This is a genomic window from Accumulibacter sp. (genome assembly GCF_036625195.1).
Taxonomy (GTDB): Bacteria; Pseudomonadota; Gammaproteobacteria; order Burkholderiales; family Rhodocyclaceae; genus Accumulibacter.
Genome location: NZ_JAZKUG010000001.1, coordinates 4,355,698 through 4,374,695, shown reverse-complemented (window position 1 = coordinate 4,374,695; position 18,998 = coordinate 4,355,698). Strand labels below are relative to the sequence as shown.

19 protein-coding genes are annotated in these 18,998 nt (G+C 66.4%); 11 read left to right on the top strand and 8 right to left on the bottom strand.

The features are described 5' to 3' along the window. Positions 1-11: 11 nt before the first annotated feature. On the bottom strand, positions 12-281 hold the full coding sequence (locus V5B60_RS19320) for a metal-sensing transcriptional repressor (protein ID WP_332349314.1): 270 nt from the start codon (positions 279-281) through the stop codon (positions 12-14). Between the two features lie 238 nt (positions 282-519). On the opposite strand from V5B60_RS19320, the gene V5B60_RS19315 reads away from it, so the two are divergent. Genes V5B60_RS19315 through ftsB form a run of 5 tightly spaced genes read left to right on the top strand, consistent with a single transcriptional unit; the run spans position 520 to position 5,044 of the window. After that, the gene (locus V5B60_RS19315; protein WP_332349312.1) at positions 520-2,163 is read left to right on the top strand and encodes a CTP synthase; all 1,644 of its coding nucleotides are present in this window, start codon (positions 520-522) and stop codon (positions 2,161-2,163) included. Then, positions 2,160-2,999, top strand: a complete 840-nt coding sequence (gene kdsA / locus V5B60_RS19310; RefSeq protein ID WP_332349310.1) for a 3-deoxy-8-phosphooctulonate synthase — start codon at positions 2,160-2,162, stop codon at positions 2,997-2,999. Before V5B60_RS19315 ends, kdsA begins: the two co-directional genes overlap by 4 nt. Further along, positions 2,996-3,292, top strand: coding sequence for a DUF1330 domain-containing protein (locus V5B60_RS19305; RefSeq protein WP_332349308.1), 297 nt, complete (start codon positions 2,996-2,998; stop codon positions 3,290-3,292). Before kdsA ends, V5B60_RS19305 begins: the two co-directional genes overlap by 4 nt. Positions 3,293-3,320: 28 nt before the next feature. Continuing rightward, positions 3,321-4,604, top strand: a complete 1,284-nt coding sequence (gene eno, locus V5B60_RS19300) for a phosphopyruvate hydratase (RefSeq protein ID WP_332349306.1) — start codon at positions 3,321-3,323, stop codon at positions 4,602-4,604. Between the two features lie 23 nt (positions 4,605-4,627). Continuing rightward, positions 4,628-5,044, top strand: a complete 417-nt coding sequence (gene ftsB, locus V5B60_RS19295) for a cell division protein FtsB (protein WP_332349304.1) — start codon at positions 4,628-4,630, stop codon at positions 5,042-5,044. A 38-nt stretch (positions 5,045-5,082) separates the two neighbouring features. Here the strand turns inward: ftsB and V5B60_RS19290 are convergent, their stop codons facing one another. Beyond that, complete coding sequence (locus V5B60_RS19290; RefSeq protein ID WP_332349302.1) at positions 5,083-5,778, bottom strand: SIMPL domain-containing protein; 696 nt, start codon at positions 5,776-5,778, stop codon at positions 5,083-5,085. A 218-nt stretch (positions 5,779-5,996) separates the two neighbouring features. On the opposite strand from V5B60_RS19290, the gene V5B60_RS19285 reads away from it, so the two are divergent. From V5B60_RS19285 to V5B60_RS19275, 3 genes are all read left to right on the top strand, one after another. Then, positions 5,997-6,467 carry a peroxiredoxin gene (locus tag V5B60_RS19285; RefSeq protein WP_034937167.1) on the top strand — a complete coding sequence of 157 codons (471 nt, stop codon included), beginning with the start codon at positions 5,997-5,999 and terminating at the stop codon, positions 6,465-6,467. Between the two features lie 2 nt (positions 6,468-6,469). Continuing rightward, on the top strand, positions 6,470-6,967 hold the full coding sequence (locus tag V5B60_RS19280) for an FKBP-type peptidyl-prolyl cis-trans isomerase (protein ID WP_034937351.1): 498 nt from the start codon (positions 6,470-6,472) through the stop codon (positions 6,965-6,967). Between the two features lie 155 nt (positions 6,968-7,122). Next, entirely contained in the window at positions 7,123-9,174 is a 2,052-nt protein-coding gene (locus V5B60_RS19275) for a nucleoside recognition domain-containing protein (RefSeq protein ID WP_332349299.1), read from the top strand. 16 nt (positions 9,175-9,190) lie between these two features. Here V5B60_RS19275 and V5B60_RS19270 read toward each other — a convergent pair whose 3' ends face one another. The 6 genes from V5B60_RS19270 to V5B60_RS19245 all read right to left on the bottom strand — a co-directional run bounded on the left by V5B60_RS19270 (position 9,191) and on the right by V5B60_RS19245 (position 16,051). Continuing rightward, positions 9,191-10,324, bottom strand: coding sequence for an ABC transporter substrate-binding protein (locus V5B60_RS19270; protein WP_332349297.1), 1,134 nt, complete (start codon positions 10,322-10,324; stop codon positions 9,191-9,193). Between the two features lie 208 nt (positions 10,325-10,532). Next, the gene (locus V5B60_RS19265; RefSeq protein ID WP_332349295.1) at positions 10,533-11,477 is read right to left on the bottom strand and encodes a metallophosphoesterase family protein; all 945 of its coding nucleotides are present in this window, start codon (positions 11,475-11,477) and stop codon (positions 10,533-10,535) included. After that, positions 11,474-14,071, bottom strand: coding sequence for a DNA mismatch repair protein MutS (mutS, locus tag V5B60_RS19260; RefSeq protein ID WP_332349294.1), 2,598 nt, complete (start codon positions 14,069-14,071; stop codon positions 11,474-11,476). Before mutS ends, V5B60_RS19265 begins: the two co-directional genes overlap by 4 nt. A 114-nt stretch (positions 14,072-14,185) precedes the next feature. Continuing rightward, positions 14,186-14,710, bottom strand: a complete 525-nt coding sequence (locus V5B60_RS19255; protein ID WP_332349292.1) for a hypothetical protein — start codon at positions 14,708-14,710, stop codon at positions 14,186-14,188. A gap of 10 nt (positions 14,711-14,720) precedes the next feature. Next, positions 14,721-15,068, bottom strand: coding sequence for a hypothetical protein (locus tag V5B60_RS19250; protein WP_324602589.1), 348 nt, complete (start codon positions 15,066-15,068; stop codon positions 14,721-14,723). Between the two features lie 731 nt (positions 15,069-15,799). After that, on the bottom strand, positions 15,800-16,051 hold the full coding sequence (locus tag V5B60_RS19245; protein ID WP_332349290.1) for a hypothetical protein: 252 nt from the start codon (positions 16,049-16,051) through the stop codon (positions 15,800-15,802). 208 nt (positions 16,052-16,259) lie between these two features. On the opposite strand from V5B60_RS19245, the gene istA reads away from it, so the two are divergent. Genes istA through V5B60_RS19230 form a run of 3 tightly spaced genes read left to right on the top strand, consistent with a single transcriptional unit; the run spans position 16,260 to position 18,746 of the window. Next, positions 16,260-17,759, top strand: coding sequence for an IS21 family transposase (istA, locus tag V5B60_RS19240; protein WP_332349289.1), 1,500 nt, complete (start codon positions 16,260-16,262; stop codon positions 17,757-17,759). Further along, positions 17,746-18,507, top strand: coding sequence for an IS21-like element helper ATPase IstB (gene istB / locus V5B60_RS19235; RefSeq protein WP_332347472.1), 762 nt, complete (start codon positions 17,746-17,748; stop codon positions 18,505-18,507). The genes istA and istB overlap by 14 nt, the downstream gene beginning before the upstream one ends. After that, complete coding sequence (locus V5B60_RS19230) at positions 18,504-18,746, top strand: hypothetical protein (RefSeq protein ID WP_332346452.1); 243 nt, start codon at positions 18,504-18,506, stop codon at positions 18,744-18,746. Before istB ends, V5B60_RS19230 begins: the two co-directional genes overlap by 4 nt. The last annotated feature ends 252 nt before the right edge of the window (positions 18,747-18,998 follow it).

Here is an 18,998-nt window from a genome sequence, read left to right as displayed (position 1 = left end):
CCTCGGGCGTTTCAGAGATACTTGCAGATTTCCTTGAACTCGCGGATGGCGTCATGCGGGCGGCGCGGGCCGTCGCCGCTGGCCTGGTCGAGACAGTGATCGATGTGGTCGTGCACCAGCGTCTTCTTGGCGCTGGCGATGGCACGCTCGACGGCCTGCAGTTGCTGCGCGATATCGAGGCAGCCACGGTTTTCCTCGAGCATGCCGACGATGCTGTGCAGGTGGCCCTCGGCCCTTTTCAGGCGCTTGATGATCTCCGGATGGGAGGCGTGTGTGCTCATCCGCTTATCCTATCCTCCTGGAGAGGATAGATCAAGGAACACGGTGCGAGTCGGGAATTGGTGCTGCGCTGGCGATGGCGCAACAGCCGGGTGTCCGTCCGGCAAGCGGCGGGCGTGCGACCAAACACGGCGGGCCGCAGGCATGCCGGACGGTGACGTCGGTCGTTGCTCTCCGCCATCGTTTGGAGAGGGTAGGGCTTATCGGCTACAATCGGGCTTTCCCGCTGCAGCCATCTCCATGATCAAGTACGTTTTCGTCACCGGTGGCGTCGTTTCGTCCCTTGGCAAGGGAATCGCCGCCGCCTCGCTCGGGGCGATCCTCGAGTCGCGCGGAATCAGGGTCACCCATCTCAAGCTCGACCCGTACATCAACGTCGATCCCGGCACGATGAGCCCCTTCCAGCATGGTGAGGTCTTCGTCACCGAGGATGGCGCCGAGACCGACCTCGACCTCGGCCATTACGAGCGCTTCACCAATGCCCGCATGGAGCGGCGCAACAACTTCACCACCGGCCAGATTTACGATTCGGTGATCAGGAAGGAGCGGCGCGGCGAATATCTCGGCAAGACCGTGCAGGTGATTCCGCACATCACCGACGAGATCAAGGCACACATCCGGCGTGGCGCCGAGGGCGCCGACCTGGCGATCGTCGAGGTGGGCGGGACGGTCGGCGACATCGAATCGCTGCCCTTCCTCGAGGCGATTCGCCAGATGGCGTTGCAGGAGGGACGCACCAACGCCTGCTACATGCACCTGACGCTGGTGCCGTACATCGCCACCGCCGGCGAGCTTAAGACCAAGCCGACACAGCATTCGGTCAAGGAACTGCGCGAGATCGGCATCCAGCCGGATATCCTGCTCTGTCGTACCGACCGGCCGATTCCCGAGGACGACAAGCGCAAGATGGCGCTGTTCTGCAACGTGCAGCGCGAAGCGGTGATCGAGGCGCGCGATGCCGATTCCATCTACAAGATCCCGGCCATGCTGCACGACCAGATGCTCGATGAGATCGTCTGCCACAAGCTCGGGATCCTTGCCCGGGCGGCCGATCTCGGCGTCTGGAAGAACATCGTGCAGGCGCTGGAGAACCCGGAGCGGGTGCTCGACATCGCCTTTGTCGGCAAGTACGTCGACCTCACCGAGTCGTACAAGTCGCTCACCGAAGCCCTCGTCCACGCCGGCATCGCCACCCGCAGCAAGGTCCGCATCAGCTACATCGACTCCGAGGAGATCGAGCGCGACGGTTGCCACGCCCTGCAGGGAATGGATGCGATCCTCGTACCGGGGGGCTTCGGCCGCCGTGGCACCGAGGGCAAGATCGCCGCGATCCGCCACGCCCGCGAGCACGGGGTTCCCTTCCTCGGCATCTGTCTCGGCATGCAGCTGGCGGTCGTCGAGTTTGCCCGTGACGTCGCCGGCATGGCCGGCGCGCACAGCAGCGAGTTCGACCCGGATTCGCCGCATCCGGTCGTCGGCCTGATCACCGAGTGGCAGGACGCATCGGGACGCGTCGAGACGCGTGACGAGAATTCCGATCTCGGCGGCACGATGCGGCTCGGTGGCCAGCTCTGCCGCTTGGCAGAAGGGACGATGGCGCGGGCGATCTACGGTCGCGAGGAGATCGTCGAGCGGCATCGTCATCGTTACGAGGTGAACAACAGGCTGCTCGGCGAACTCGAACAGGTCGGGCTTGTGGTTTCCGGGCGGGCGCCGGTCAGCGGACTGTGCGAGATCGTCGAACTGCCGAAAGAGGGCCCCCATGCCCATCCGTGGTTCCTCGGTTGCCAGTTCCACCCCGAGTTCACCTCGTCGCCGCGCCGGGGTCATCCGCTCTTCACTTCCTTCGTCCAGGCAGCGGCGGCTCGGCGGGGTGCGGCATGAGGCTCTGCGACTTCGAGGTCGGGCTGGGCAAGCCGCTCTTCCTGATCGCTGGTCCGTGCACCGCCGAGTCTCTCGGCCTCTGCCTCGAGGTCGCCGGGCAGATGAAGGAGATCTGTTCCCGCCTGGGCCTGCCGTACATCTTCAAAGCCTCCTATGACAAGGCGAACCGCAGTTCCGGGCGGTCGCCGCGGGGGCCCGGGATCGACGAGGGGCTGCGCATCCTGGCCGAGGTGCGACGGCAGATCGCCGTCCCCGTCCTCACCGACGTCCATCGCGAGCAGGACATCGCCGCCGTCGCTGCGGTCGTTGACGTCCTCCAGACACCGGCCTTCCTCTGCCGGCAGACCGACTTCATCGAGGCTGTCGCCGCCTCGGGCAAGCCGGTCAATATCAAGAAGGGCCAGTTCCTGGCACCGGCCGACATGCGCAACGTGGTCGACAAGGCGCGCAGCGCCGCTGGCGCCGCTGACACCATCATGGTTTGCGAGCGCGGCGTCTCCTTCGGCTACAACAACCTCGTCGCGGACATGCGGAGCCTGGCGATCATGCGCGACAGCGGCTGCCCGGTGGTCTTCGACGCCACCCATTCGGTGCAGCTGCCCGGCGGCCAGGGAACGGTTTCGGGAGGGCAGCGCGAATTCATCCCCGTGCTCGCGCGGGCGGCGGTCGCCGCCGGGGTTGCCGGCTTGTTCATGGAAACCCATCCACGTCCGGAACAGGCCCTGTCGGACGGCCCCAACAGCTGGCCGCTGGCACGCATGGCGAGCCTGTTGGCGATCCTGGTCGCCATCGACCGCCTGGTGAAGACCGCGGGTCTGGCGGAGAACGGGCGGTGAAGGCCTATCTGCTGGTCGAGGCGAAGGTTTCCGACGCGCAGGCCTATGCTGCGTACAAGGAGCTGGCGGCGGTGGCGATCGCTCGCCACGGTGGCCGCTATCTCGCACGCGGCGGGCGGATCGAGGTGCTGGAAGGGAACTGGCAGGTGCCGGAACGGCTGGTGATCGTCGAGTTCGATTCGCCCGAGCAGGCGAAGAGGTTTTATGATTCGCCCGAGTACCAGCAGGCGCGAGCCGCACGCCGCGACGCGGCGACCATGAACATGCTGGTCGTCGAAGGATTGCCGCTTTGATTGTGTTGCGATCTACAAAGGAAAGACCATGAGCTCAGTCGTTGATGTCGTCGCCCGCGAAGTGCTGGATTCGCGTGGCAACCCAACCGTCGAATGCGACGTCCTCCTCGAGTCCGGGGTGATGGGCCGGGCTGCGGTCCCGTCTGGTGCCTCCACCGGCTCGCGTGAGGCAATCGAACTGCGCGACGGTGATGCCGCCCGCTATCTCGGCAAGGGCGTCCTGCAGGCGGTCGAGAACGTCAACACGGAGATTTCCGAGGCGATCGTCGGTCTCGATGCGCAGGAGCAGGCATTCATCGACCAGACGCTGATCCATCTCGACGGCAGCGACAACAAGGGCCGTCTCGGGGCGAACGCGATGCTCGCGGTGTCGATGGCGGTTGCCAAGGCGGCTGCCGAGGAATCCGGTCTGCCGCTCTACCGCTACTTCGGCGGCTCGGGGCCGATGCAGATGCCGGTGCCGATGATGAACATCATCAACGGCGGTGAGCATGCCAACAACAGCCTCGATTTCCAGGAATTCATGATTCTCCCGGTCAGCCAGGCGTCGTTCCGCGAAGCACTGCGCTGCGGCGCCGAGGTCTTTCACGCCCTGAAAAAGCTCCTGCACAAGAAAGGTTTCTCCACCGCGGTCGGCGATGAGGGCGGTTTCGCGCCCAATCTCGGCAGCCATGCCGAGGCGCTGCAACTGATCATGCAGGCGATCGAGAACGCCGGTTACGGCCCCGGTGGAGACGTCCTGATCGGCCTCGATTGTGCCGCGTCCGAACTCTACCGCGATGGTCGCTACCATCTGGCCGGCGAGCACCTGCAACTGAGTCCGCACGAGTTGGTCGATTACCTCGCCAATCTGGCCGATCGCTTCCCGATCGTCTCGATCGAGGATGGCATGGCCGAAGGCGACTGGGACGGCTGGAAGCTGTTGACCGCCCGCCTCGGCAAGGGGGTGCAGATCGTCGGCGACGACGTCTTCGTCACCAACACGCGTATCTTCAAGGAAGGCATCAGGCAGGGAATCGGCAACTCGATCCTGATCAAGATCAACCAGATCGGCACGCTTTCCGAAACCTTCGCCGCCATCGAGATGGCCAAGCGCGCGCGCTATACGGCGGTCATCTCGCACCGCTCGGGCGAGACCGAGGACAGCACGATCGCCGACATCGCGGTCGGCATGAATGCACTGCAGATCAAGACGGGTTCGCTGTCGCGTTCCGACCGCATCGCCAAGTACAACCAGTTGCTGCGCATCGAGGAGGATCTTGGTGACACCGCCGGTTACCCCGGTCGCGACGCCTTCTACAACCTCGCCTGACCGCCGCTCGCGGTTGACACAAGGTGCGCTGGCTGGCTATCGCGCTGCTGGTCGTCATCGTCCTGCTGCAGCACCCGCTGTGGCTGGGCAAGGGCGGCTGGTTGCGCGTCTGGGAGGTTGACCGGCAACTGGCGGAGCAGAAGGAGACCAACAAGGTGCTCGAGTTGCGCAACGCCGGGCTCGATGCCGAAGTACGCGACCTCAAGCAGGGCTATGACGCGATCGAGGAGCGTGCCCGCTTCGAACTCGGGATGGTGAAGCAGGGAGAGGTCTTCGTCCAGATTCCGGAAAAGCCGGCGGCAGACCAGAGGGCGGTGGTGATGCCCGGGAAACCGCCGCCCGCGCCGGTCGCCAAGGCGGCAGGGTCGGCACCCGCCAAGGCCGCAGCCGGCAATCCGTCCGGAGCAGCGGCGCAGACGGGGAAGACGGTCCGGCCCTAGCAGCCTGCAGCCGCCGCCCGCCGAACGAGCGGGAAGCGCTATTCGATCAGCTCGATCTGCCCCGAGACCGTGCTGCTGACCAGACTCTCGCCGGCTTCCAGCGGCATCGGCGGTGGCGCCGCGTCGGCCGCCATTGCCGCTGCGCGCATGACCGGCATCACCGGTGGCCGGCCGCTGCTGCTGACGCTCAGGTGCCGGATCCGGAATGGCTTGCCTAGTGCATCGGCGATCACCTTGGCGCGTTCGCGGAAGGCCGCCAGCGCGGCGAGCGTCGCCTCGGTCTCTGCCTTGCGACGGGTTTCGGCTGCGGGCAGCATGCTCAGGTTGGCAACGCCGAGCGAGGCTTGCAGCTTGCCGAGCAGTTCCGACAGCGCTGCCGCGTCGGTGGACTCGAGTGTCAGATCCGAGCGCATGCGCCAGCCTTCAATCCGGTTGCCCTTGCCGTAAACGGGATGCGTGTGGGTGGCGCCACTCTGTACGCGGACGTTGCCGTAGGAGCGGGCCATCTTCAGCCCGTCCGTGATGAGACCGTTGACCCGTTTGCCCAGCTCGCCCGGCGTTGCTCCGGTCGCTTCGGCGAAGACGGTCGCGCGCGCCAGGTCGTTGGCCGCTGGCCGGCTGGCTTCGGCAGCCAGCTCGATGGTCGTCTGGCGGTCGGCTGCCGCCAAGGCGGGTGACGCAGACAGCAGGGCGAGGACGGGGAGGGCGTGGCGCAGGGCGGTGAGTGCTTTCATTTTCTCTCCAGTTCGGACGCTTGCTACGGATGAGGTCTCTCGTGGTCGCCGCCCCGCTGGTCGCGGCACTGTTGCGCGGGCGGGCCGCCGGCCGGCGAAGGGGAACATTCTAGCCGCATTGCAGCTTTTCTTTCCGGTAGTCAGATCCGGGAAGCTTGGTTAGAATCTGCTCCGCCCGCGCACGATCCGTGCGCGGTTGGGGTCTTTGAGGGGGTAGCATGCTGAAAGCAGGACAGGCGGCGCCGATGTTCGTCCTCCCCGATGCGGACATGGAACTCATCGACATGGCCCGCTTTCAGGGCAGAAGCAATGTCATCCTCTTTTTCTACCCGAGGGATGGCGCGCCGTGCTGTACCCTGCAGGCAACTGACTTCTCGGATCACGAGGACGAGTTCGCGCGGCTCGATTGCCAGATCTTCGGCATCAGTCGCGACGATTGTCTGAAACATGCCGAGTTCCGCGACGAGCACGGCATCTCCATCAGCCTGCTGTCGGACGAAGACGGGCTGGCGTGCAGGCAGTACGGTGTCTGGCAGGAGAAAGAGGTGAATGGTGTCCGGAGATCCGGAATTGTCCGCTCGACTTTCATCATCGACAAACAAGGCGTCCTTCGGCTCGCGGAGTACGGAGTCAGCGCCAAGGGCCACGCGCTCGCCATGCTGCGGGCAGTGAAGGAACTGAATTCATGAACATGCAAGTTGCCAAGAATACCGTCGTCACGCTTGATTACAGCGTCACCGACTTCGAAGGCGAACTGGTCGATGCTGGCCAGGAACCGCTCGTCTATCTGCACGGCGGTTACGACGACATTTTCCCGATGATCGAGGAGGCCGTCCACGGCAAGCGCATCGGCGAGTCGGTGGTGGTCAGGATGCAGCCCGACGACGCCTTCGGTGAGTACGATGCAACGCTCGTCCAGCTCGAACCGCGGAGCCAGTTCCCCGACGAACTACAAGTGGGCATGCAGTTCGAGGGCATTCCAGAGGGCGGCGATGAGGACGACGACGAGGATGTCCTGATCTACCGCGTCACCGAGATCGCCGCCGACAAGGTGGTGCTCGATGGCAACCACCCGTTGGCCGGCATGGCGCTGATCTTCACCTGCACGGTAACCGCGGTTCGTCCGGCGACCGCCGATGAAATCAGGCATGGCCATACCCACGACGACGACCAGGACGATGAGGACTGAGCGCTGGGTCGCGCCACCGTGTGGCATTCGCAGACTGGTTGCCGACGGCAGCGACTGAGCAGCGGCGGTTGCCCGCCGTCTGCGGCGGCTGGCGGCCCTGAGCGGCCGCGCCGCGCCGCGCCCGGGCTGGCGGCGAGGGCGCGAGCGATGGCCGCATGGTGAACACGGGCAGGGTCGGCATCCTGCTGCCGCAGCCCCTGCTGCGCGGCAGGCGGCGACCGCGCGTGGCGCTGGTCGGCCACCAGCGCACGGGCAAGAGCAGCCTGTTCGTCGCTGCGTCGAGTGCTTTGCCGCAGCACCGACTTCTGCGCCATGGCGATGCCCGCGATGAGTGCGTCGTCGATATCGGGCTCGAGCAGATCTCATTGGTGGATCTGCCCGCGGTGGGCTCGCTGCACGCGCCCGGGTCGCGTGACCTCCGGTTGCTGGAGTACCTGCTCTGGGGCGACCGCCAGCCAGCGGTGGCGGCACACGAGGACGACCTGCCGGCAGAGTCCTTCGACGCGCCCGACGTCCTCATCCAGGTCGTCGACGCGACAGCGCTGCAACGGGACCTCGAACTCAGCCTCGAACTGTGCCTGCTCGGCAAGCCGCTGCTGATCGCTCTCAACCGTGTCGACGAGGCACGCCGCAAGGGTGTCTACGTGAATGGCCGTGCCCTGTCGGAGCAGCTCGGCGTGCCGGTTTGGGCGACCGTGGCGCACATGGGAATTGGTGTCACCGATCTCTTTGCCGCTGCGCTGGAGGCCGCGCGCGTGCCGGCGTTGCCGCCCGTGCGGACGCCGGGACCGCACCTCGCAGCGGCGCTGGAGCCGCTGCGCTCGCTGCTCGCGCAGCCGGCGGTGGCGCAGAGCTTGCGCGTTCCCCTGCCCTTCCTGTGCGTGCAGCTGGCGGCGAACAACGAGTACTTCCTGCAGGAGTTGGCCAGCCATCTGCCGCAATTGCTGCCGCAGGTGTTGGCAGCGCGTGCGGCTGCCGCGCGGCGGCTGCCGCGGCCTCTGCCGGATGAGCTGCACGCCGACCGCCACCATCAGGCAGCGATCCTCTTCGAGAGCGTCAGCCGCTTTGGTGGTACGGCCGCTGCCGGCCGCTGGCAGCGGTTGCTCGACGGCGTCTTCCTGCATCCGCGCTGGGGCCTGCTCGGCAGCACGCTGGTCTTTGCGCTGGTCCTTGTGGTGGTGTTCGAAATCAGCGGCACGATCGACGCGTGGACCGCCGCACCCCTCGTCGAGTGGGCGCAGCAGTGGCGTCCCACGTCCACCCCGGCAGTGGTCGGGCGGGCGGTGGTAGACGGACTGATCGGTCTCATCGCCATCGTCGTCCCCTACATGCTGCCGCTGGTGCTGTTGCTGGTGGCGCTCGAGGAAGCCGGGATCATGCACCGCGTCGCCTTTGTCGTCGACCGTGGCTTTCACCGCATCGGTCTGCACGGGGGCGTCGCCGCGCCGTTCCTCGTCGGCCTCGGCTGCAATGTGCCGGCCATCTCGATGGTGGCGGCAACCAGCAGCGGCAAGGAGCGGCTCGTCGCGACGCTGCTGCTCGCCTTCGTCCCCTGCTCGGCGCGCTCGGCGATCATCCTCGCGATGGGGGGCAAGTACCTTGGCGGATTCGGCGTCTTCGCCATCTTCGCCCTCACCTTCGTCGTTCTCACGGTGCTCGGCAGCCTGCTCGCGCGACGCTACGCCAACGTTGCTGCCGTCGGACTGATCCAGGAAATTCCCCCATATGCGCTGCCGCGTTGGCGTCCGGTGCTGGCAAGGACCTGGGAGCGGTGCAGCGACATCGTCACCATCGTCACGCCGCTGCTGGTGCTGGGCAGCATCCTGCTGGCGCTGCTCGACCACTTCGGCGCCGACGAATGGATCAACTTGGCTCTGTCGCCGGTCACTCAGTGGTGGCTGGGTCTGCCGGCCCTGCTCGGCGTGCCGATCCTGTTTGGCGTGCTGCGCAAGGAGCTGTCGCTGCTGATGATCCATCAGGCGCTGGGCACGATCGAGATCGTGCCGCCGCTCGACGAGGTGCAGATCGCCACCTTCCTCGTCTTCATCACCTTCTACATTCCCTGTGTATCGACCTTCGCGCTGATGCTGCGCACGATAGGCATGCGCCAGGCCGGCTTCTCGATCGCACTGTCGGTGGCCACGGCGCTGTCGATCGCCGGCGCGGTCCGCCTGCTGCTCGAGTTCTGGCGACTGCTCTGCGGCTGAGTTCGCGGGCGGCGAATCAGCGCAGCAGCTTGCCGCTGCGGTTGAGAATGGTGATATCCACGAAACGCGACCCGGCGTGGCGCCGCGACGAGAAGCTGATGAAGACGCCGCCGAAGTCATGCTGCGACAGCCCCTCCAGCGTGTCACGCAGCTTGCGCCGTGTCGGCTCGGGCCCTGCCCGGCGCAGTGCTTCGACCAGCACCTTGGCGCCGAGATAGCCCTCGACGAAGGTGTGGTTGAGCGTCACGTCCTTCGGCTTGAACTTCCTGAAATTGTGCTGGATCTCCCGGATCAGCGGCACCGTGTGGCTGTTCGGATCGGGCACCACCTGCGTCAGTGCCAGCCCCTCGGCCTTGTCGGCACCGATCTTCTGCACCACCTGGGCGGCGTCGGTGACCGACAGCGCGACATACTGGGCGAGGTTGCCGGCGGCACGTGACTGTTGCAGAAACTCGGCGCTGGCGGCGGTGTTGGCGATCAGGATGACCGCCTGTGGCTGCGCGGCAGCGATCGTCTTCACCGCGGCGGCGACGTGGGTCGTGTTCTTTTCGTATCCTGCCTCGGCCACGAGGCTGCCAGCCGCCTTCTGGATCGACTCCCTCGCACTCGCCAGGGCGCCCTTGCCGAACGCGTCGTCCTGGTAGAGCACGGCGAAGCGCTTGTAGCCGGTGGTCGCGTACTGGTCGGTGATCTTGTCGATCTCCTCGGCGTAGCTGGCGCGCGTCATGAACAGGAAGGGGTCGTTGCGGCGGACCAGGCTTTCCGCGCCCGAGCGCACGGCGATCAGCGGAATGCCGGCGTCGGCGAGCACCTTCTGGTCAAGCATCGCCTCGACGTTGCCGGTGCCGACGAAGCCGATGAAGGCCAGCGGCTGCTCGTTCCGGAGCATTTCGCGCGCGAGGCGGACGGTCTCTTCGGTCTTGTAGCCATCGTCGGCCGACAGCAGCCGAATCCGCGCACCGTGAATTCCCCCCTCGGCGTTGACGGCGTCGAACAGGAGCTGCGCACCCGCCCGCATGTGTGTGCCGGTGGGGGCAAGCGGGCCGCTGAAAGCGGCGACTTGGCCAATGACGATATCGGCGCTGGCGGTCACGGCAAGAACGGCGAGAAGCGAAGCCAGCGCAGCGCGCAGCCAGACGGTCAGTCTCATGATCCATCCCTCCTGAAGCGACAGGAAGCCGTGCCGATCAGGCTGTCACGACCGGGGTCACACCCGCCAGTCGGCCTGGCCCGACCGCTTGCACTCGCCCGTCAACCCGGCCAGCAGCCCGAGAGGGTTCCTGGCCAGCGCGATGCGGACGCTTTCGTCAGTCAAGTCTAGAGCGTGTGCCGGCTGCTGTCGACAGGCTTCTGCGCCCTCAGGGCAGGCGACGCGGATGCGGGTGTACCTCGAAGCGGAAGAGCTGCGGCTGCTGCTCGTCGATGATGACCTTCACCCAGCCCATGAACGGCGAGCCGAAAGTCTCCAGGCGGGTGAAGCTGCTGATCGGCTGCTTCGTCAGTGGATGGTGCAAGGGTTGGTCGATGCGTTGCCAGTGCGTGTCGCCGTGGATCAGCAACACCTGTCCGGCGAAGGTGACGGCCTCCTGGCCCAGGGTGTCGAGCAACTCGCGATAGCCGGCATGCGGCAGGCCGGCGGCGTGGTGGCGGAATGCCGGGTTGCCCTGCATGAGGATGACGATGCCGGCGAGGCGTTCACGTCGGGCGACGGCAAAGCCCTGGCGCAACCAGTCGATGACGACCGGGTTGCGGACGATGAACTCGCGGGATGGCTCCGTGCCGAGACCGAAGTTGTTGTTCGGCCCGGGAACGTTGAGCGAGATGAAGAGCACCGGGCCCAGCCGCCAGCGCAGATGCTCCGGGTAGTCTCCGGGCTGTTGCTCGACCGGCAGCACCGACTGTCCGCGCGAGCGTGGCGCGGCAAAGAACAGCTGCCGCAGCTTCTGCAGGCGCTCGAGCGGATCGAACTTGCCGGCCGGGAGATGGCGGCAGTCAGCCCATTCGTTGTCACCGGGAACGTAGATCAGCGGTGCCGGCGAGGCGTCGAGAAGGTCGCGGCGGGCTTCGAGCAGCGTATCGCTGCAGATCTCGCGACTGCCCTTGAGGTCGCCCGCGTGCACGATGAACGCCGGATGCTCGGCGGCGATGTCGGCGAGCATCCGCGGCAGCTCGCGCAGTTCGTGACTGCTGTAGGGGGTGTCGCCGATCGCCGCGAAGCGCCAGGTTTCCGCATGCAGCGTGCCAGCCAGCAGCAGGCCGCCGAGGGCGGCGAGCAGTCGCCCGACGGTTGCGGTCCGCCTCACGGCAGCAGGGCCCGCAGCTCGTAGAGCGCAGCGAGCGCCTCGCGGGGCGTCAGCCGGTCGGGATCGATGGCTTGCAGCCGTTCGATCGCCGGCTGCGTCGCGGGCTCACTGGCCTCGGCGGCGGTCGACAGTGCGCTGGCAAAGAGATCGGGCTGCAACGGGTTGATCGACGCCCGCTGCTCGAACTCGCGCAGCTGCCGCCGCGCCGCCTTCAGCACCGCCGCCGGGATGCCAGCCAGTGCCGCCACCTGGATGCCGTAGCTCTGGTTGGCCGGACCTTCCTCGACGGCATGCAGGAAGACGATGCGCTGCCCGTGCTCGATCGCGCCCAGATGCACGTTCGCCAGGTCGGTGTACTCGTTGGCGAGCAGGGTCAGCTCGAAGTAGTGCGTGGCGAACAGTGTCAGGCAGCGATTCTTCTCGATCAGCTGCCGGCAGATGGCGAAAGCCAGCGCCATGCCGTCGAAGGTCGAGGTGCCGCGGCCGACCTCGTCCATCAGCACCAGGCTCTGCTCGCTGGCGTGGTGCAGGATGGCGGCCGCCTCGGTCATCTCGACCATGAAGGTCGACCGTCCGCCCGCTAGATCGTCGGCGGCGCCGATGCGGGTGAAGATCTGGTCGAGCGGACCGAGCACGGCACGGGTCGCCGGCACATAGCTGCCGATGTGGGCGAGCAGTGCGATCAGCGCCGTCTGCCGCATGTAGGTCGACTTGCCACCCATGTTGGGACCGGTGATCAAGAGCAGCCGCCGCATGTTGCCGAGGCGGGTGTCGTTGGCGATGAAGCTCTCGCCGCCAGCGAGTTGCTGTTCGACCACCGGGTGGCGGCCGCCTTCGATCAGCAACCCCGGTTCAGCGCTGAACTCCGGCCGGCAGTAGTTGCGCCGTTGCGCCGTGTCGGCGAGGCTCGTCAACAGGTCGACGCTGGCGACCGCCTGCGCCACCCGCTGCAGCTCCGGCAGCTCGGGTTGCAGGGCAGCGAGGACGCCATCGTAGAGCAGCCGCTCGCGCGCCAGCGCCCGATCCTGCGCCGACAGTGCCTTGTCCTCGAAGGACTTGAGCTCCGGCGTCAGGTAGCGCTCGGCATTCTTCAGCGTCTGCCGCCGGCGGTAGTCGTCGGGCACGCGGCCGGCATTGGCATGGCTGACTTCGATGTAGAAGCCGTGCACGCGGTTGTATTCGACCTTCAGGTTGGCGATTCCGGTCCGCTCGCGCTCGCGGGCCTCGAGTTCGACGAGGAAGGCGCCACAGTTGTCGTTCAGCGCGCGCAGGTCGTCGAGCTCGGCGTCGAAGCCCTTGGCGATGACGCCGCCGTCGCGGACCAGTGCTGCCGGCTCGCACTGGATCGAGCGCTGCAGCAGCTCGAGGGCGCCTGCAGGCGTCGCCAGTTGCAGCAGCAACTCGGCGAGCAGTGGCGCACCGCTGATCGCCTGCAGCGGCGCGCGCAGGTCGGCCAGTCGCTGCAGGCTGTCGCGCAGGCTCGACAGGTCGCGCGGGCGTGCGCTGTGGAGGGCGATGCGGCCGGCGATCCGCTCGATGTCGGCGAAGCCGCGCAGCGCCAGGCGCAGCGCGCGCAGGCTGTGGCCCCCGTCGTCGAGCAGCATGGCGATCGCCGCGTGCCGCGCGGCCGGGATCGCCGGCTCGCGCCACGGATGATGCAGCGCGTGCCGCAGGAGCCGCGAGCCCATGGCACAGACGCAAGTGTCGAGCAGGCTGTACAGCGTCGGTGCCGGCTGCCCGCGCAGGGTTTCGGTCAGTTCGAGGTTGCGCCGCGTGGCCGTGTCCAGCCCGAGGAAGGTGGCGTCGCGTTCGACGACCAGCGCCCGCAGGTGGGGCAGGGCGCGCGTCTGCGTCGCCCGCGCGTAGCGCAGCAGTGCGCCGGCAGCGGCAATCGCCGGCCGCAGGCCATCGGCGCCAAAACCGGCGAGCGAACTCGTTCCGAAATGCGCGCACAGTTCGCGGCCACCGGCCTCGAAGTCGAAATGCCAGTCGGGCTGTCGGGTCAGCGCACAATCGGCGGTGAAGTTGGGCGCCAGCGTCTCGCCAACGACGATCTCGGCGGGCCGGATGCGTTCAAGGGTGGCGGCGACCCGGCCGGGGGCCACTTCGCAGACACGGAACTCGCCGCTCGCCAGGTTGATCCACGCCAGACCCGCGAGCTGGCGGGTGAAATGGATCGCCAACAGCAGCGTGTCGCGCTTTTCTTCGAGCAACGCCGCGTCGGTCAGCGTGCCCGGGGTGACGATGCGCGACACTGCGCGCTCGACCGGCCCCTTGCTGGTCGCCGGGTCGCCCACCTGCTCGCAGATGACCACCGACTCGCCGAGCTTCACCAGCTTCGCCAGGTACTGCTCGACGGCGTGGTACGGAACGCCGGCCATCCGGATCGGCTGCCCGGCGGACTGCCCGCGCGTCGTCAACGTGATGTCGAGCAGGCGTGCCGCCTTCTCGGCGTCTTCATGGAACAGCTCGTAGAAGTCGCCCATGCGGTAGAACAGCAGCAGGCCGGGATGCTCAGCCTTCAGGCGGAGATACTGCTGCATCATTGGCGTGTGCGGCGTGGCGGCGTCGCTTCCGTGTCGATTCCTCTGCATCTGCGATCCCATGCGTGGTTCCATGTTCCAATCGAAACGGAGCAAACCCATCGCAACATCCATCGACCGCGCAGCGCGGACGACGCGCAGCGCAGCCGCGGCAGCGACAGACCGTCATGGCGGAAATCTCAGAGTCGAAAACGCTCGCCCCGCCTGCAGCGCGCGCCGCTCGATGTCTGCTGCCGATTCAATCCATCCGCGCTGCGCCAGAAAAGCCAGAAACGCGCGCGTACTCACCTTGCGACAATTCTCCGGCAGCAGGAAGCTGGCGCGCGCGATCCTGTGGTCTTCAAACAGGAACACGGCGGTCGTGGGCGGCACCCGGAGGGCGAGGTCGTTCATCGTCTCCTGAATCGCCAGTTCGCCAAGGTTTCGGGTCCGTGTCGACGGGTTTTCGATCGTCGCTTGCTGGAAGTGTCTGAAGGTCCTCGTCGAAATGACAGGGACTTGCGCCGCAGCAGCCCAGGACGCCACCTTGCCGCTGGTCGGCGTCCGGCTGCGCGTGACCTCATGCAGGACCATGTCGACCAGCGCGACGGTCCAGCCCGGTTTTAACAGCAGGTCGAGGGCTTCGGCGTAAGCGAGCGTGATCAGCGGCCCGGCATCGGGCAGCAGCGTGATGTCCCGGGGAGACGCCACTGCGCCCTGCTCAAACGGTCGGCAAGGCGCGCAACTGATCGACCATGGCCTGCGTCGCCGCCGCTGCCAGCCGTGGCATTGGCAAATGGGCTTGCGCCATCAGCAGGAAGAGATCTTCGTCGCTGTCGATGCCGAGCGCCTGCATGAGCTTGTCGTCGGCGATCCGGCCCAGCGAAAAGTCGAGCAGGAGCCTGAAGTTCTCGTTGCCGGTCGCTTCCGCCGCCTCGAAGGTCTCGACCAGGTGGCGCAGTTCGGCATTGAACAGGGCATTGACCGAGGTATCGGTCTTGGCCGCGATGATCTTGGCGCGCTTGAGCAGGTCGCGATCCACGGATCCGGTGAAGTTGACCGTTGCCATGCTGCCTCCTTGTGTTGTTACACGGGGACCAGTGTAACACGCCAACAAGTGTCGAGAATTCGGAATTCCACGTGGTCAGTCGCAAGGATGACGCCCTGCTCGACGAGAATTCTCTCGTCTTCACTGGACGGGAGGATTTCTTTTGGCAGAGGCCTACGTCGTTGCGGCCCTGATCGCCAAGCGCGCGGAGCTGGCGGGCTGATCGAGCATCACCGGAAGGAAATGGGACGTCTGGTGGATGATCTGGTCCACCTCGGCGCGACCCTCAAGCCTTTTTCCCGGAAATCGACCTGCGGACGATCCGGATCCAGGCACATCGGGTGCGGAACTGCTTCTGCTGTCAATGGTGGTCAAGAAGCGCCGATAACTGGCTGCGAGCGGTCGAGGATGTGACCGGGGAGGGATGGTCCATGGTCGAGACGGATTGGGGTTTCGGGGCGGCTGGGCGACCGATGGTGCGGCAGGAGGGCGCGTCGGAAGGAGCCCGAAGGGCGACTGGAGACGCGCCCTCCTGCCGCGCGGCGGCCATCGGGGAAACCTGCCGCGGATGCGGCCAAGGGTTGCAGGCGGGGATGATAAGCCCGCTCGCGATGCGGTAAAAAGGACCCGCCAAGGAGAACGGGCACGACACCGGCCAAACCCGCAAAGTCCACGCCGATGTCGTGCCCCACACCGTGCTGGGCACGGGTGCAGGGAGAGTATTTCACGAGCGGCGTCTTCCTGTCGATAGCTCATTGGCGTGACGGGAACCGCCAATGGAAGCCACCGGCCGACTCTTCCTGTGCCATTGCTGCCGCACCCAGGTCGTCGTCTGCAGCCGCTGCGACCGGGGCCAGATCTACTGTGCTGCTGGCTGCGCCGAGGCGGCCCGCCGCGCTTCCCTCCAGGGAGCCGGCCGCCGTTACCAGAAGAGCCGGAATGGCCGCCTCAAGCATGCCGAAAGAAACCGCCGTTACCGGCTGCGTCAGCAGAATGTGACGCATCAGGGTTCTATGCCACCGGCACCAGATGATTTACTGCCGGCGAACTCGGCAGTGGGCCCGGAACCGGCGGCAGTCGGTTCGACCGCCCCTTCCCGGACGGTGCGCTGCCATTTCTGCGGGATGCGCTGTTCGGGCTGGCTCAGGCAGGGCTTCCTGGGCAGCTGCCGGGTTCCATCCGCTATCTCACCTGATCGAAGAGGAACCCGAGTTGAGCATTTCCACTGATACGCAAGCGCAGATTCTGCGCTACTACCATGCCGAGCGCTGGCGCATCGGCACCATCGCCAGCCAGCTGGGCGTCCATCATGGCACCGTCCGGCGTGTCCTGACGCAGGCGGGTCTGCCACGCACCGGCATCGCGCCGCGGCCTTCCCGCATCGACCCCTACCTGCCCTTGATCCACGCGACCCTGGCGCAGTTTCCGACCCTGACGGCCAGGCGGCTGTACGTCATGGTCAAGGAACGCGGCTACTCCGGCGGTCCCGATCACTTTCGTCATCTGGTCGCCTTGCATCGTCCGCGACCGAAGGCGGAAGCCTACCTGCGGCTCTCGACGCTGCCCGGCGAACAGGCACAGGTCGATTGGGGGCACTTCGGCCACCTGGAAATCGGCCGCGCTCGCCGGGCACTGCTGGCTTTCGTGATGGTGCTGGCGTGGTCGCGCATGATCTATCTGCGCTTCTTTCTCGATGCGCGCATGGAGAACTTCCTGCGCGGCCATGTCGGAGCGTTTGACGCCTGGAGGGGTCTGCCGAGAGTGCTGCTGTACGACAACCTCAAGAGCGCCGTCCTCGAGCGACAAGGGCAGGCGATCCGTTTCAATCCCACCCTACTGCAGTTCGCCGGTCATTATCGCTACGAGCCTCGCCCGGTGGCGATCGCGCGGGGCAATGAGAAGGGGCGCGTGGAAAGGGCCATTCGCTATGTTCGCGAAGCCTTCTTCGCCGGTCGCAGCTTCCTGGATCTGGCGGACCTCAATGCACGGGCGGAAGCTTGGTGTTCGGGAGAGGCGGCGGACCGGCGTTGCCCCGAGGACCCTTCGCTGAGCGTGCGCGAAGCCTTCGCGCTGGAAGCCGCCCATCTGCTGGCGCTGCCGGAGCATGCGTATCCGACCGATGAGCAGGTGGCGGTGAAGGTCGGCAAGACGCCCTATGTGCGCTTCGACCTGAATGACTATTCGGTGCCGCCGGAGCAGGTGCAGCAGACGCTGACGGTGGTCGCCGACCCGCTGCGAGTGCGCATCGTCGATGGGCCGACGCTACTGGCGACGCACCGGCGCAGTTATGACCGGGGGCAGTGCATCGAGGATCCCGCCCATATCGCGACGCTGGTCGAACAGAAGCACCAAGCGAGTCTGCACCGGGGGACCGACCGGCTGACGCGGGCGGTACCGGAAAGCCGGGAGTTGCTCGTCCAGGCGGCCGGCCGGGGGGCGAATCTGGGAACGATCACGGCGGCGCTGTTGCGTCTGCTCGATCGCTACGGTGCAAGCGAGTTGCGGGCGGGCATCGAGGAGGCCTTGGCCCGTCAGGTGCCGCACCCGAATGCGGTGCGCCTGGCGCTGGAGCGCCGGCGCGAAGCGACCGACCGGCCGCCACCGGTCGAGATCCCCTTGCCCGAGCACCTGCAGCGCCGCGATACGCCGGTCTGGCCGCATCGGCTGGAACCCTACGACCGGCTGACGGGGGCGACCGATGATCCCGAGTGAGGCCTTGCGCAAACGGGCGGAAGCCTTGCATCTGCACGGCTTGCTGGCGCATTGGTCGGAGCTGGCCGAGTGCGCTTGGGTCGAGCCCTTGCTGACTTGGGAGGAGACCGAACGGGCCCGGCGCAGTCTGGAGCGCCGTCTCGCCGAGGCGCACATCGGTCGCTTCAAGCCGCTCGCGGATTTCGATTGGGACTGGCCGGAGCAGTGCGATCGGACAGCGATCAGCGAGTTGATGAGCCTGGAGTTCCTGAAGAGCGCGAGCAATGCCATTCTGGTCGGGGCGAGTGGGCTGGGCAAGTCGACGATCGCCCGTAACATCGCACACCGGGCCGTCCTGTCCGGGCATACGGTGCTGTTCACCACCGCCGGTCAGCTCCTCGGCGACCTGGCAGCGATCGACAGCGATTCGGCTCTGCGCCGGCGACTGCGTCATTATGCGGCGCCGGCGCTGCTGGTGATCGACGAGGTCGGCTATCTGTCGTATTCGAACCGCCACGCCGATCTGCTCTTCGAGCTGGTCAACCGGCGCCACGAGTGCCGCAGCACGCTGATCACGACCAACCGTTCGTTCTCCGAGTGGTCGGAGGTCTTCCCCAATGCGGCCTGTACCGTCGCCCTGATCGATCGTCTCGTTCATCACGCCGAGATCGTCGCCATCAAGGGGGAATCCTATCGGCGCAAGGAGGCGCAGGAACGGACGGAGCAGCGCACCCAGAAACGTCGATCCACCGTCGGGGCTGCCGCATGAAGCCTTATCACCTGCCTTCCGGACTGGGCGCTGGGCTCGATTTCCTGATCTGTGCCGACTGGACCCCGGAGCAGGCGCTGGCCGTCGTCGAACTGCTCGAAGATCTGCGTGACCGCATCTGGGCCCACTACGACCTCGCGCTCCTCGATCTGCTGCGAGATGAACGCACCGGTCCGGGCGAAACACTTCCCGGTAACCACAGCACAGCCGACGACTGGCCTGACGAACCCCCATTCTGAACATCGCCGGTCGCTCAGACTTCAAGGGGCCTCAGCGGCCCCTTTTTATGTCGACCTCAACAGTCAACCATTCTTCGCCATCTTTGCGCGCCAGATATCCGCGGTTCTTCGCAGCCACTAACATCTGCCGGCCGGGCGACGCTCGGCTGAGGATTCTTGGCCTCAGGCCGCTCTGACAAACGGGAGCCGAGGCCCTGGTTGACCGTAACCAATCACCCCCCCACTGAAATCGCGGGCAAAGGCGGCATCGGT

Bases quoted from the DNA above. Each gene is read 5' to 3' on its own strand.
- V5B60_RS19320 (WP_332349314.1), bottom strand. From the start codon at position 281: ATGAGCACACACGCCTCCCATCCGGAGATCATCAAGCGCCTGAAAAGG.
- V5B60_RS19315 (WP_332349312.1), top strand. From the start codon at position 520: ATGATCAAGTACGTTTTCGTCACCGGTGGCGTCGTTTCGTCCCTTGGC.
- kdsA (WP_332349310.1), top strand. From the start codon at position 2,160: ATGAGGCTCTGCGACTTCGAGGTCGGGCTGGGCAAGCCGCTCTTCCTG.
- eno (WP_332349306.1), top strand. From the start codon at position 3,321: ATGAGCTCAGTCGTTGATGTCGTCGCCCGCGAAGTGCTGGATTCGCGT.
- V5B60_RS19290 (WP_332349302.1), bottom strand. From the start codon at position 5,778: ATGAAAGCACTCACCGCCCTGCGCCACGCCCTCCCCGTCCTCGCCCTG.
- V5B60_RS19285 (WP_034937167.1), top strand. From the start codon at position 5,997: ATGCTGAAAGCAGGACAGGCGGCGCCGATGTTCGTCCTCCCCGATGCG.
- V5B60_RS19280 (WP_034937351.1), top strand. From the start codon at position 6,470: ATGCAAGTTGCCAAGAATACCGTCGTCACGCTTGATTACAGCGTCACC.
- V5B60_RS19275 (WP_332349299.1), top strand. From the start codon at position 7,123: ATGGTGAACACGGGCAGGGTCGGCATCCTGCTGCCGCAGCCCCTGCTG.
- V5B60_RS19270 (WP_332349297.1), bottom strand. From the start codon at position 10,324: ATGAGACTGACCGTCTGGCTGCGCGCTGCGCTGGCTTCGCTTCTCGCC.
- mutS (WP_332349294.1), bottom strand. From the start codon at position 14,071: ATGCAGAGGAATCGACACGGAAGCGACGCCGCCACGCCGCACACGCCA.
- V5B60_RS19250 (WP_324602589.1), bottom strand. From the start codon at position 15,068: ATGGCAACGGTCAACTTCACCGGATCCGTGGATCGCGACCTGCTCAAG.
- V5B60_RS19245 (WP_332349290.1), bottom strand. From the start codon at position 16,051: ATGCGTCACATTCTGCTGACGCAGCCGGTAACGGCGGTTTCTTTCGGC.
- istB (WP_332347472.1), top strand. From the start codon at position 17,746: ATGATCCCGAGTGAGGCCTTGCGCAAACGGGCGGAAGCCTTGCATCTG.
- V5B60_RS19230 (WP_332346452.1), top strand. From the start codon at position 18,504: ATGAAGCCTTATCACCTGCCTTCCGGACTGGGCGCTGGGCTCGATTTC.